This window comes from Campylobacter sp., assembly GCF_052169515.1.
Classification (GTDB): domain Bacteria; phylum Campylobacterota; class Campylobacteria; order Campylobacterales; family Campylobacteraceae; genus Campylobacter_A.
The window spans coordinates 1-12,953 of sequence record NZ_JBQNCH010000014.1 but is presented as its reverse complement, the minus strand read 5'-3'; the positions used below and the strand labels follow the sequence as shown (position 1 = coordinate 12,953).

The 12,953-nt window shown below is 39.9% G+C and carries 13 protein-coding genes and 1 pseudogene; 8 read left to right on the top strand and 6 right to left on the bottom strand.

Features of this window, described 5'->3' with window-relative positions:
- Window positions 1–13 precede the first annotated feature (13 nt).
- The 4 genes from ACTTKV_RS06275 to dcd form a co-directional block, all read right to left on the bottom strand.
- Window positions 14–1,165: a LegC family aminotransferase gene (locus tag ACTTKV_RS06275; protein WP_442549754.1), complete on the bottom strand. Its 1,152-nt coding sequence runs from the start codon at window positions 1,163–1,165 to the stop codon at window positions 14–16.
- Window positions 1,152–2,339, bottom strand: coding sequence for a UDP-N-acetylglucosamine 4,6-dehydratase (locus tag ACTTKV_RS06270; RefSeq protein WP_442549753.1), 1,188 nt, complete (start codon window positions 2,337–2,339; stop codon window positions 1,152–1,154). Before ACTTKV_RS06270 ends, ACTTKV_RS06275 begins: the two co-directional genes overlap by 14 nt.
- Before the next feature lie 2 nt (window positions 2,340–2,341).
- Entirely contained in the window at window positions 2,342–4,312 is a 1,971-nt protein-coding gene (locus ACTTKV_RS06265; RefSeq protein ID WP_442549752.1) for a motility associated factor glycosyltransferase family protein, read from the bottom strand.
- A gap of 190 nt (window positions 4,313–4,502) precedes the next feature.
- Window positions 4,503–5,063: a dCTP deaminase gene (dcd, locus tag ACTTKV_RS06260; RefSeq protein ID WP_107788670.1), complete on the bottom strand. Its 561-nt coding sequence runs from the start codon at window positions 5,061–5,063 to the stop codon at window positions 4,503–4,505.
- Window positions 5,064–5,187: 124 nt separating this feature from the next.
- Between dcd and ACTTKV_RS06255 the strand changes: the two genes are divergently transcribed.
- From ACTTKV_RS06255 to ACTTKV_RS06220, 8 genes and pseudogenes are all read left to right on the top strand, one after another.
- Window positions 5,188–6,024, top strand: coding sequence for a DUF3737 family protein (locus ACTTKV_RS06255; RefSeq protein ID WP_442549751.1), 837 nt, complete (start codon window positions 5,188–5,190; stop codon window positions 6,022–6,024).
- Between the two features lie 131 nt (window positions 6,025–6,155).
- Window positions 6,156–6,608: an acetyl-CoA carboxylase biotin carboxyl carrier protein gene (accB, locus tag ACTTKV_RS06250; RefSeq protein WP_084109605.1), complete on the top strand. Its 453-nt coding sequence runs from the start codon at window positions 6,156–6,158 to the stop codon at window positions 6,606–6,608.
- The gene (locus ACTTKV_RS06245) at window positions 6,608–7,939 is read left to right on the top strand and encodes an acetyl-CoA carboxylase biotin carboxylase subunit (RefSeq protein ID WP_442549750.1); all 1,332 of its coding nucleotides are present in this window, start codon (window positions 6,608–6,610) and stop codon (window positions 7,937–7,939) included. The genes accB and ACTTKV_RS06245 overlap by 1 nt, the downstream gene beginning before the upstream one ends.
- Before the next feature lie 177 nt (window positions 7,940–8,116).
- Window positions 8,117–8,785, top strand: coding sequence for a CsgG/HfaB family protein (locus tag ACTTKV_RS06240; RefSeq protein WP_442549749.1), 669 nt, complete (start codon window positions 8,117–8,119; stop codon window positions 8,783–8,785).
- The gene (locus ACTTKV_RS06235; protein ID WP_442549748.1) at window positions 8,770–9,174 is read left to right on the top strand and encodes a DUF4810 domain-containing protein; all 405 of its coding nucleotides are present in this window, start codon (window positions 8,770–8,772) and stop codon (window positions 9,172–9,174) included. The genes ACTTKV_RS06240 and ACTTKV_RS06235 overlap by 16 nt, the downstream gene beginning before the upstream one ends.
- Window positions 9,164–9,841, top strand: coding sequence for a DUF799 domain-containing protein (locus tag ACTTKV_RS06230; RefSeq protein ID WP_442549747.1), 678 nt, complete (start codon window positions 9,164–9,166; stop codon window positions 9,839–9,841). The genes ACTTKV_RS06235 and ACTTKV_RS06230 overlap by 11 nt, the downstream gene beginning before the upstream one ends.
- Before the next feature lie 20 nt (window positions 9,842–9,861).
- Window positions 9,862–9,975, top strand: a pseudogene (locus tag ACTTKV_RS06225) (DMT family transporter); the annotation flags it as partial.
- A gap of 2 nt (window positions 9,976–9,977) precedes the next feature.
- Window positions 9,978–10,400 (top strand): Sua5 YciO YrdC YwlC family protein, encoded by a 423-nt coding sequence (locus ACTTKV_RS06220; RefSeq protein WP_442549746.1) that lies wholly within the window; start codon window positions 9,978–9,980, stop codon window positions 10,398–10,400.
- A gap of 238 nt (window positions 10,401–10,638) precedes the next feature.
- On the opposite strand, the gene ACTTKV_RS06215 is transcribed toward ACTTKV_RS06220, so the two are convergent.
- On the bottom strand, window positions 10,639–11,145 hold the full coding sequence (locus ACTTKV_RS06215) for a DNA-deoxyinosine glycosylase (protein WP_442549745.1): 507 nt from the start codon (window positions 11,143–11,145) through the stop codon (window positions 10,639–10,641).
- 132 nt (window positions 11,146–11,277) lie between these two features.
- Window positions 11,278–12,953, bottom strand: a 1,676-nt coding sequence (locus tag ACTTKV_RS06210; RefSeq protein WP_442549744.1) for a 4Fe-4S dicluster domain-containing protein, incomplete at its 5' end; no start/stop codon positions are given.

The following is a 12,953-nucleotide window of genomic DNA, read 5'->3' as shown; positions in this document are numbered from 1 at the left end:
GCATATACATAAGCTACACCCTTGCGCTACTTGGGATATTTACTATCCTATTGCTTAGAAATTTAGCATTTTTTAGCTCATCTCTTTGGCAGTTCTTAAACATATCAAGCTCGTTCATAAGCTGCCAGATAGGGCGTGTAAAAACGCCATTTTCATTGCTAAATTTCAAAAACTCATCTCTTCTTTCGTGGCTTTCAAAAAGTACCGCATTTAGCCAAAAATTTGACCTAGCGTCCGCTGGATCATCTATAAATTTCACATCATCAAATTTAGAAAAATACTCTTTATAGATCATCGCAAGTTCGCGTTTGCTCTTTAAAAATATCTCCAAATTTTCTAGCTGTGCCACAAGAAGTGCCGCGTTTAAATTTGGCAAGCGGTAGTTGTAGCCGATCTCGCTGTGACGATACTCAAAAGGATGTGGCACTTTAGCAGTCGTAGTGATACATTTAGCGTGCTTTGCTATCTTCTCGTCGTTTGTGATGATAGCTCCACCACCTCCGCTTGTGACGATCTTATTGCCATTGAAGCTCATCGCTGCAAGCTTGCCAAAATTCCCTGTATGAGTGCCTTTATAGTAGCTGCCAAGGCTCTCGGCGCTATCTTCTACCAAAACGATGTTCCAACGCTCGCAAATTTCAGCTATCTCAACTATCTTGCAAGGCAGACCAAAAGTGTGCATAGGCACGCAGGCACGCACTATCCTGCCGCTAGTTTTATTTACACATTTGCCGTCTTTTAGCTCGCAGTTTTTCTCTAAAAACGCACTAAGTGAGGCTGGCGACATACCGAGTGTGTCAAGATCAACGTCCACAAAAACTGGCTTTGCAAAAAGGTAACTAATGGCGTTGCAAGTGGCTATAAAAGTAACTGGCTGGGTGATCACTTCGTCATTTTGCTCTACTCCAGCTAGTTTTAGGCAGATGTGAAGCGCAGAGGTGCCATTTGTCGTGGCAACTGCAAATTTGGCACCGACCATTTGAGCTAGCTTGCTCTCAAACTCATCGACAAATTTACCGACACTTGAGACAAAGCTAGAGTCGATGCACTCGAGCAGATATTTTTTCTCATTGCCTATAAATTTAGGCTCATGAAGCGGAACTTTGTCCTTGCCAAAGGTGCTTTTTATAAATTTCAAAACCTCGTCAAAATCACATTTTTTCATCGAGATATTTTCCTGTTTCTTTATGCATAAAATTTGGTATGAGCTCGAAAACTTCGCGCAAAACGTCTTCTTTGCTCCATGTCAAGCTTGATTTTAAATTTAAGATATTGTTTTTGAAAATTTCTAGCTTTTCGCTATCAAAATTTGCATCATTTTTGACTATGCCGATATTTTGAAGTCTTTGCATGTCAAGTCTCTCGCCGTCAACGAAAAACTCCTCGTAGTCCTTTTCTCCGGTCGTGTCGCTAGGTGCAAAAAGACAAGGGTAAAAGCCATCTTTCGGAAGCACTTTTGCAAGCTTTCTTGCCTCCTCCTCATTTTCACACAAAAATGGCTCGTAGCCTAAATTTTGTAGGTATCTCTTGGCTATCTCACTAAATGTTATGAGGTCTAAATTTTCATCCAGTTTTGGGAAAAATATATCTCTATTTTCGCCAAAAATAGTGCTTAAAAGGCAGAGCTCGCCACTCTCTTTTGGTGTCAAAAAGTAGCGTCTGACGTCGTTTGGAGCGACTATTGGCTGAGACTTTTCTATGCGTTTTTGAAATCCAAAAAGAAGTGAGCCGTCGCTAAATGCCACGTTTGCAAACCTAGCCATCGAGACGTCGATATTTAAAGAGTGTCTAAACGCAAACATCTCCATGATGCGCTTGCTAGCTCCCATTAAATTTACAGGGTTTGCGGCCTTGTCGGTGCTGACGCAGAAATATTTTTTTGACTTCATATCGAGAGCTTGAGCCAGCGTTTTATCGGTGTTAAAGATATTTGTTTCAAGCATTCTCATGAGTGTAAATGGGTCTTTTTCGCTTCTAACGTGCTTTAGCGCTGATAAATTTAATACGTAGTCAAATCCATCACTTCGTGCCAAAAGTGCATCAAATTCGGCACTTGCAACATCTATGGCAAAAGTTTTAAAGTCGCCGTTTATATATCCAAACTCACTTCTTATGTCACGCACTAGCTCTACAAGATTGTTTTCAGAGATATCTACGACGTAGAGCTTTTTTGGATCTCTTATAAAAATTTCTTTTGTCACAGCTGAACCGATAGAACCGGCACCGCCAATAACTAGAAAGCTTGAGTTTGAAACTATCTCTTTTAAATCTTTATCAAGTATCTTTATATCATCTTCAAAGAGATTTTTAGTGCGCCCTATTAGGCTTAAGATATCCATTTTTAGTCTTCTTTTGGAAAGATGCCACGTTTTTTAAGTTCTTTTATAAGAGGTTTTGAGGCTTCTTCTGTTGTTTCTATATCTGCATTTATGCCGCCAGCCGCTGAAAATAACCAGTATTTATGAAATTCTATCCACTCAACTAGTTTATTAGTTTTTTCTTCGTCTGTATCGCTCGGAGCTACTGATACTTTAGCAAGTTCTAATTCTTGGTGATAAGTTGAGATAACAAAGATATTTTCTATATATCTCATATATTTTTTATGAGAGATACGACTTTTAAGCTTATCTATCTTATTTGATATTCCTACAAGCTCTTTAAAATGTTTTGTGTTTATTTCGCCCTTATCTCTTAAAAGCATAAAATTATCAATTTTTGGTGTTAGTTCTAAAAATACTTTTTCTATTTTTTCTTTAGCTTGTGTTTGAACTCTTATTTTGTTTTGTATTACTTCATAGGCTTTTAGTAAATTTTTATTAGCTACTTTATCGCTATCTTTTTTGATATTTGGCAAATTTTTTACTTTTTTATTTGCACAAAGTTCATTCATTACATCCAAGAATGGTCTTTCGATAGCCCCATTTATCCTAGCTCCACCTTCTGTACAGTTGTATGAAGTCACGTCTTCTAGCTTGGCGTGTTCTATATCGTTCTCAAATTGATTTTTAAATAGTGTCCACACATATGTCGTTCTTACTTCGCCTTCGCCACCATAGGCAGTGGTGTATAAATTTTCATCAGGCTGAGCGATAGTGTGGCCCTTGGCATGACTTGCACCATCTTTACCAAAGGCAAGATCTTGACCTATAAAAACGATATTTTTATGCCCTAGGACATACGCTAGCTGGTAGGCCATATTTGCACAACTGTGTCCGACACCAAGATATCCATATTTGTTGAGTCTGAACATTTTTTCTTCTTGTTGAGGTCTCATTGTAAGCACTAAACGTCTAGGTAGTATATTTTTTACAGTTTGGCTGTGTGTGACTGAAGCTACAATAAAATTTATATCATCATCAAATCCAGGGTGTTTTTTTTCAAAAAAAGTAGAAGTAGGTATCATCCGTTCAATTGATGTTACATAGTCAGGTTTTATTCCATTTTTTGCAAGTATCGGATAGGATGCATCGACGCTTATAATGCTTACATAAGGTGCAAATTTTTTAAGCGTTTCTAGTTGTTTGTCTAGGCTTGGTCCAGTTGAGACAATGATCGCTGTATCCATAAGACTGTGTCTTTTTTTAACTAAATTTGTGTAGCAATAGTTAGTAAGCATTTGAGGTAAATTGAAGATATGCTGCCTTGTTCCTATTAGCAGGTCATCTATGCTATTGCCATGAGATACGACATTTTGTGAAAAGGCTTTTGTTATGTCTTTGTTTATTTTTATACAGTCTTCTGAAAAATTATCGTAATAGTCAGAATGAATCATTAGATTGTAGGTCTTGGCATATAAGTCTAGGCTAGAGTCTGATATGAGATGATAGAATTGTGTATATGTTGTAAATTTGGAATAAAACAGTACTATCTGCTCATCTTTTAATTCGTTTGATATATCAATTATATTTAAAACAAGATGTATAATCTCAAGCTCTGGCTCTACAACTATAATTTTCTTATGAGTTTCATTCTTTGCCAAAGCTTTATAAAGTATGCCATTACCTAAGCCATAAAAGAAAAGTCCCGGATATCTTTTGTATTTTTTTTCTATATCAGCAAGCATCTTGCTTACTTCTTCAACCGGATCTTTATATATTGTTTTATTTGATTCTTTGTTGATAATATTTATGTATATTGGATCACTTTTATCTAAAATAACTTCGTATTTAGTTTGTAGGTTCATTCCAAAAAGTCTCGCAGCTAAGACCTCATCTTGCTGAAATAATGCTTGAAGATTTTTTTCAAAAATAGGATTTGTAATTCCGCTTAATTTTTTTTCTTTTGTCTCTAGCTTGATTTTTTTATCAGACATAAATATCCTTAAAATGTGTTTGTATACTGTATTAAATTGCCAAATTTAAAGCAAAAGCTGTACCAAATTTTTAGTAACTTATTCATCAGAAACTTTGCTCTTTATAGCTTCTATTTCGTCAAATTTTCATTAATGTTTATAGTTTCTACAAAAGCGGACAATAAATCTGACCTTGGCAAAGACATAAAAATTACTTCAAAATTCTTGGTAGTGTGATGCCCTCTTGAGCTTGGTATTTGCCATTTTTATCAGCATAGGTTACTTCGCACGGCTCGTCACCCTCGATAAATAGCACCTGCGCGATGCCTTCGTTCGCGTAGATTTTAGCCGGCAGCGGCGTCGTGTTTGAAATTTCGATCGTGATGTGCCCCTTAAATCCGGGCTCAAAGGGCGTGACGTTTACGATGATGCCGCAGCGAGCGTAGGTGCTTTTGCCTAGGCAGATGGCTAGCACGTTATCGGGCATATTAAAATACTCGATCGTGCGCGCTAGAGCAAACGAATTTGGCGGCACGATGCACACATCGCCCTTAAAATCTACTACGTTTTTCTCGTCGAAATTTTTTGGATCAACCACGGTACCGCCGATGTTCGTAAAGATTTTAAACTCGTCGCCCACGCGGATATCGTAGCCGTAGCTAGACACTCCGTAGCTAACCACGCCGCGTCCGACTTGCTCCTCGGCAAACGGCACTATCATCGCCTTTTCGTGCGACATTTTGCGTATCCAAGAGTCTGATTTTAAGCCCATTTTTGCTCCTTTTTGATGGAGATTATAACGCTTTGCGTCTTTAAAGTAAATTTAATAGCATTTTGCAATAAAATTTAAGGAAATTAGTATAAATTTAACAGTAAAAATTAATAAAGGGGCAAAAATGCAAGAGCGAAAAGAAGAAATTTTCACTGGCGAGCGCGCGATGTTTGGTGTAAAAGGTGTAAACTTTGCAAATTGTATCTTTAAAAATGGTGAATCGCCATTAAAGCATAGCTCAAATTTAAAGCTAAACGATTGTGTTTTTGCCTACAAATATCCGCTTTGGTACGCAAATGACATAACGCTAAATGGCGGCTATCTAGAACCTCTGGCAAGGGCTGGCATGTGGTACAGTGCAAATTTAAGCTTTAAAGATATGGCCATAAATGCTCCAAAAAGCTTTAGAAAAAGCTCACAAATTTTACTAGAAAATGTAAATTTTTCAGATGCTGGCGAGACACTTTGGGGATGTACGGATGTAAAGATAAAAAACGTATTTGCGAGAGGTGATTATTTTGGAGCAAATAGCGAAAATTTGGAGATAGAAGGTCTAAACCTTGATGGCAACTACTGCTTTGATGGTTGTAAAAATGTCCGCATCGTAAACTCAAAACTCATCTCAAAAGATGCATTTTGGAACTGCGAAAACGTGGTTGCACAAAATTGCCTAATTTCAGGTGAATATCTAGCCTGGAACTCAAAAAATGTGACGCTTATAAACTGCATGATAAAGAGCTTACAAGCCCTTTGTTACGTGGAAAATTTGATTGTAAAAGATTGCATTTTTATGGATACAAGTCTTGCGTTTGAGTATTCAAGTGTTGATGTGAGCATAAACGGAGCGATAAAAAGTATAAAAAATCCTAAAAGTGGCCTGATAATGGCAGAACAAATAGATGAAATAATTATCGATGAAAGTTTAGTTGATACTAAAAATATCAAGATAATTACCGCATAAAAATAAAAAATATTTTTAAACTAGCTTAGCCAAAAGAGCGATCTTGAACTCTTGTTTTTGTTTATAAAAATTTTTTTTATCTATTTTTCGGTACAATTAGGCGCTTATATAAAAAATTAGGAGAAATTTCTATGAAAAAAGAAGACATAAAAGAGCTTATCGAATTTTTTAATGATATGGAGATGAATCATATCAAGATAAAAAGCGGTGATTTTGAAGTAGAGCTTGAGAAATTTGCAGATTATTGCGCGCCTGCGAAGCCAGTGGCACAAGCAGCAGCTCCAGCACCAACACCTGTAAATGTAGTCGTTAGCTCAGAGGTAAAACCAGCATCAAATACGCCAAAAGATAGCATAAAATCTCCTATGGTAGGCACTTTTTACGCTGCTCCAAGCCCAGGCGCGGCTCCATTTGTAAAAGTAGGTCAAAGGGTAAGAAAGGGCGATGTAGTCGGTATTATCGAGGCTATGAAGATCATGAATGAGATCGAGGCTGAGTTTGATTGCCAGATCACTGAGATGCTAGTCTCTGACGGACAGCCAGTTGAGTTTGGATTGCCGTTATTTGGCGTGGAGAAAAATTAATGGAATTAAAAAGAATTTTAATCGCAAACCGCGGCGAAATCGCTCTTCGTGCTTTGCGAACGATAAAGGAGATGGGTAAAGAAGCTGTTGTGGTTTACTCAACTGCTGATAAAGACGCACTTTACGTAAAATATGCTGATGTGGCTATTTGCATCGGTAAAGAGCGCTCAAGTGATAGCTATCTAAATATCCCAGCTATTATAAGTGCGGCTGAGATTAGCGAAGCAGATGCTATTTTCCCTGGATATGGCTTTTTAAGTGAAAATCAAAATTTCGTAGAAATTTGTTCGCATCATAAGATCAAATTTATAGGACCAAGTGTTGCTGCGATGGCTTTAATGAGCGATAAGAGCAAGGCAAAGCAGGTTATGCAAAGAGCTGGTGTACCAGTAATCCCTGGTTCAGATGGAGCAGTGGCCGATACAAAAGCAGCAAAAGAGCTAGCTAAAAAAATAGGCTATCCAGTCATACTAAAAGCTGCAGCAGGCGGCGGTGGACGCGGTATGCGTGTAGTTGAACGTGAAGAGGATTTAGAAAAAGCATTTTGGTCGGCTGAAAGTGAAGCTATGAGTGCGTTTGGTGACGGAACAATGTATATGGAAAAATATATCCTAAACCCACGCCACATTGAAGTTCAAGTCATAGGTGATAGCCATGGCAATGTGCTTCACATCGGCGAGCGCGACTGTTCTATGCAGCGTCGTCACCAAAAGCTTATCGAAGAAAGCCCAGCGATACTTCTTGATGAAAAGACAAGAGAGAGACTTCATGAAACTGCCATAAGAGCAGCAAAAGCGATAGGCTACGAGGGAGCTGGTACGTTTGAGTTTTTGGTTGATAAAAATTTAGACTTTTACTTCATTGAGATGAACACAAGGCTTCAAGTTGAACACACAGTGAGTGAGATGGTAAGCGGTCTTGATATCATCGAGCTTATGATAAAAGTAGCTGAGGGTGAGGCATTGCCAGCGCAAGAGAGTATCGAACTAAAAGGCCATGCTATCGAGTGCAGAATAACAGCTGAGGATCCAAATACCTTTACTCCGTGTCCCGGCAAGATCACAAAATATGTCTGCCCAGGTGGCCGCAATGTGAGAATGGATAGTCATATCTATCAAGATTATTCTATACCGCCATATTATGACAGTATGATTGGTAAGCTTATCGTGTGGGATATTGATAGAAACAAAGCTATACATAAAATGAAAGTGGCTCTTGACCAACTCATAATAAACGGCATAAAAACAACAAAAGATTTTCACATCTCCATGATGGAGAATAAAGACTTTTTAAGCAATAATTACGATACAAACTATCTTTCAAGACACTAAAATTTTGAGTCAGGATTTGCAAAAAGCAGATCTTGACTTATTAAATTTTGTATATTTTTTAAAATCCTATATAAGCCCTTGATTATTAAATAAATTTTTTACTCTGAGTATAATATTTAAAGCTATTTAAAAAGAAATTTAGTAATATACAAACGATTTTGTCGCAAAGGATAAAAAATGAAAAATGTATTTAAATTTAGTACGATTTTGACGGTAGCAGTACTTTTTGCTGGATGTGCGAGCGAGAGCTCAAGAGTAGTAGAAACTCCAAAAGTAGCAAGCTATGGCACAATTTATAACGGTCAAAAGGTCTCAGTCTCGATAGGACGATTCAATAACCAATCAGCTTACAACAACGGTGCTTTTAGTGATGGTGAGGACAGACTTGGCAATCAAGCTCAAAGCATTTTGATCACAAATTTACAGCAAAGTGGTAGATTTTTAGTTCTTGATAGATCAAACATGAAGGTGATTAAGCAAGAGAGCGAACTAAGTAAAGAGGCTCAAAATTTAAAAGGCTCACGATATGTGATCACTGGCGATGTGACCGAGTTTGGCCGTAAGACAACAGGCGATCATCAGTTATTTGGCATACTTGGCAAAGGCAAACAACAAATTGCGTACTCAAAGGTAAATTTAAACGTCGTTGATACAAAGACTGCAGAGGTAGTTTATTCGGTTAGCGGAGCTGGCGAATACACCCTTTCAAATAGAGAGATCATTGGCTTTGGCGGCACAGCAGGATACGATTCAACGCTAAATGGCAAAGTGCTAAGCCTGGCTATTATAGAAGCTGTAAATAACCTAATAAATGGCATAGAAAGCGGAGCATGGCAAGTAAAATAAGGTTTGTCAGTCTTGCACTTTTCGCACTACTTTTAGTGGGCTGTGGCCATTCAAGCGCTCCAAGATCGCTTTATTATTGGGATGGATCATATAGTAGTTCGCTATACAGCTATTTAAACGAAGAGGGCGATACGAGCGAGCAAATTTCGCGCTTAGAAAATTTAGTACAGATCTCAGCGCAAAATGGCTATAAGATCGCCCCTGGAGTATATGCACACCTTGGACTTTTATATCTAAATAGTGGAAATTTAGGTGCCGCAAGTACAAATTTTGATAAAGAAGTAGAAAATTTCCCAGAGTCAAGGGAGTATATAAATTTCATCAAAGGCTCTAAAAATTTAACTCCAAAAAAAGTAGAGCAAAAAGAGGGAGTAAATAATGAAAAATAGCCTGAAATTTATAGCTGTGATCCTTTTGGCGATATTTTTTGCAGGATGTTCTTTTAGGGAGCCTGAGCCATATGACTACTCAGCTTTTTTGCAAAAGAGACCTCACTCTATCTTAGTGCTTATGCCGACAAATGATAGCACCGAAATTTCAGGCCCGGCAGCCGTTTTGGCAAATGCGGTAGCACCGCTTAGCGAGGCCGGATACTATGTATTTCCAGTAGCTCTTGTAAATGATACATTTAGACAAAATGGTATAAGTGAGCCAAGCGAGATTGCAGCCGTTCCACTTAATAAACTTGACAAAATTTTTCATGCCGATAGTGTACTTTACATCAATATAAAAGACTATGGTACGAGCTATGCAGTCATCTCAAGCTCTACAAAGGTCGTTCTTGAAGCAAAGCTTGTCGATATAAAAAGCGGCACTACGCTTTGGCAGGGTCAGGCAGCAGCGGCAGAGGATAGTAGCCGTGGCCAAAGCAGTCTGCTTGGTATGCTAGTCTCAGCCGTTATCTCGCAGGTGGCAAACACCATCTCTGACAGATCCTACGACTTAGCAGTAAGAGCCGATGCCTACTTGTTCTCAAGAAATTGTCGCAACTGCATACTTTATGGGCCGTATTCGCCATATTATGGCAAAGATGCACAGCTTCATAAAGATAGATAAATTTAATGACTAGTCATCATGTAAGTACACCACTTTTTGGTTATTTTTGGCTTGGGAGAAAATTTGTATTTTGGGACTTTTTAGGCTTTGCCTTAATAATATCTTGCATATTTTTGCTATCAAAAAAAGAATAAAGATGATATTTTTAGCTCAAACCGATACGACAGCTGGCTTTTTAAGCAAGGACCACAAAGAGATAAATAGAGCAAAAATGCGCGATATAAACAAGCCTTGCCTTATCACGACGGCAAAATTTAGCTTTTTAAACGAGCTTGTTAGAGTGCCAAAAAAGTATAAAAATTTCATACGCCGTTCGAGAAAGACGACATTTTTATATCCAAATTTAAAGGCCATTAGGGTCGTTAAAGATTGTTCGCATGCGAAGTTTTTAAGCAAATTTGACTGGTTTTATTCAAGTAGCGCAAATCAAAATGGACAAAATTTTAATGAAGCTTGGGCTAGAAGTGTAGCTGATGAAGTGGTGGATGATTATTTTTTTGAAGACGCACCATCAAAAATTTATAAAATTTCACAAACAAAAATAAAGCGATTAAGGTAGCCATCAAAAATCTGTATATCTACTATGCTTAAGCAGAACTCGCCTTTTCCTATATTTTTAAGTATTCTTAATTGTCTCCTTCGTGCTTTTTTATTTTTGATATATTTTGCAAGATAATGCTAAAAATAGAAATTTTAGGATTTTCATGCTTTTCTATCCAATTTTTGAAACTAAATTTAAGATGAAGATGCGGTTATTTTTATTTTGGATGAGTTAAATTTGACAATCCTTGCTAAATTCAGCTGTATTTTAATGCCTCAGCCACCACTGCCCACTCGCGCACGAGCCTTTCAAAATTAAAATTTGCGTTTGCAGAGCTAGTTGAGGGTAGCTTGACTACTTCTCTGCCCGTTGCGTTTAAAATTTGAGTTTTTAGGTGTTTTTTGCAGATTTCATGCGCCTTGCCGCCGTTGGCGAACACCTGTACGACGTGCGCTCCGCTAAAGATCGACTCTAAATTTGCGGGCTCGACGGCGGTTATTTTGGCATCGCTAGAGCCCTTTATCTCGCAGGATATCGCAGCGTCGTAGATAGCGATGCGGTGAGTGAGCAGGAATTTTATCTTTTCGTCCGTGCTCACAGGCGGCGTAGCGTTTAAAATTCCGGCCAGCACCCGCCAAAAGCGATTTTGCGGATTTGCGTAATAAAAGCCAATTTTACGAGAAACTATGGAAGGGAAGGAGCCGAGGATTAAAATTTTAGAGTTTTTATCAAAAATAGGTTTAAAAGGATGGGTTTGGCTCATTTTATGCCTTTTAAATTTGCCGTGATTTCGGTATTTTTCAAATTTGAAAGTAAATTTAACCGCCCAAACGAGCGGCTAAATTTACAGATATTTTCCCTCGCCCATCAAAATTGGACGGGAGAAATTTGCGCCCTACTCGGCGCTTTGGGAAGCTTCCACGCTAGTCTCAACCTCATCGCTAAAGTCGGCTAGACTTAGGCGTTTTAGCTGGCGGTAGCGTCTTTGCGCGTCGGCCTTATTTTTAGCCAGCAGCTCGTCCGCGTGCTGTGGATTAGTCTTTTTAAGCGAGTTGTAGCGAACCTCGTTTAGCAAAAACTCCTCGTAAAGCGACCAATCAGGCTCTTTTGAGGTCATTTTTAGCGGGTTTTTGCCATCTTTGATTAGGCGTGGATCGTAGACGTAGGTCGGCCAGTAGCCGCATTTGGTCGCTAGCTCGCCCTGATCGCCAGAGAGCGCCAAACCGCCCTTGATACCGTGCGCGATGCACGGCGAATACGCGATCACGAGGCTAGGACCATCGTATGCTTCGGCTGCGGCGATGGCTTTTATCGTATTTGCTTGGCTCGCGTTTGAGTTGATCTGCGCGACGAAGATATTTCCGTAGGTCATCGCGATGTAGCCTAGATCTTTTTTCTGCATCGGCTTGCCGCTAGCGGTAAACTGCGCTATCGAGCCAGCACGGCTTGATTTTGAGCTCTGGCCGCCGGTGTTTGAGTAGACCTCGGTGTCAAGTACGAGCACGTTTACGTTCTCGCCGCTAGCTAGCACGTGATCAAGCCCGCCAAAGCCGATGTCGTAGGCCCAGCCATCGCCGCCGATGATCCACTGAGATTTTTTAACCAAATATCTTTTTAGCTCTAAAATTTCTTTTACGCCCTCTACACTTAAATTTTGCTCCAAAAGAGGGGTCAAAATTTTAGCTATTTGCGTCGTTTTCTCGCCGTCGTTTTTATTAGCGATCCAGTCGGAGTATAGCGCGGCTAAGGCATTTGGCGCGGCGTCTTTGGTGCGTAGCATGACGTCCTCGATACGGTGGCGTAGCGTCTCTACCGCGACGTTCATACCCATGCCAAACTCTGCGTTATCCTCAAACAGCGAATTTGCCCACGCTACGCCCTTGCCCTCTTTGTTCGTCGTATAAGGCGTCGAAGGCGCGCTACCGCCGTAGATCGAGCTACATCCGGTGGCGTTTGCCACTATCATGCGGTCGCCAAACAGTCTCGTAACAAGCCCTAGATAAGGCGTCTCGCCGCATCCCGGGCATGCGCCGTGAAACTCAAATAGCGGCTGCGCAAAGCCAACGCCCTTGACGCTTTCTTTGCTCATCAGGTCGTCTTTGTAGGTTACCTTTTTAAATAGATAATCCGCGTTTTCCTGCTCGTTTTTCTCCATCTCCTCTGCCAGAGGCACCATGACGAGCGATTTTTCCTTGCTCGGGCAGTTTTGAGCGCACAGCTCGCAGCCGGTGCAGTCAAGCGGGCTTACTTGGATTTTATATTTTAGCCCTTTTACCTCTTTGCCTTTGGCGTCTAGGACGTGATCTTGCACCGTTTGCGGAGCGGCGGCTAGCTCGTTTTCATCGATTAGAAACGGCCTGATCACCGCGTGCGGACAGACGAAGGCGCACTGGTTGCACTGGATACAATTTTCCTCGATCCACTTGGGCACCATCACGCCGATACCGCGTTTTTCGTACGCCGTCGTGCCTGATTTAAAGTGTCCGTCCTCGTAGCCCACAAACGCCGAAACGGGCAAGCTATCGCCCCTAGCGGCGTTGATAGGCTTAACGATTTTTTCTATAAATTCGT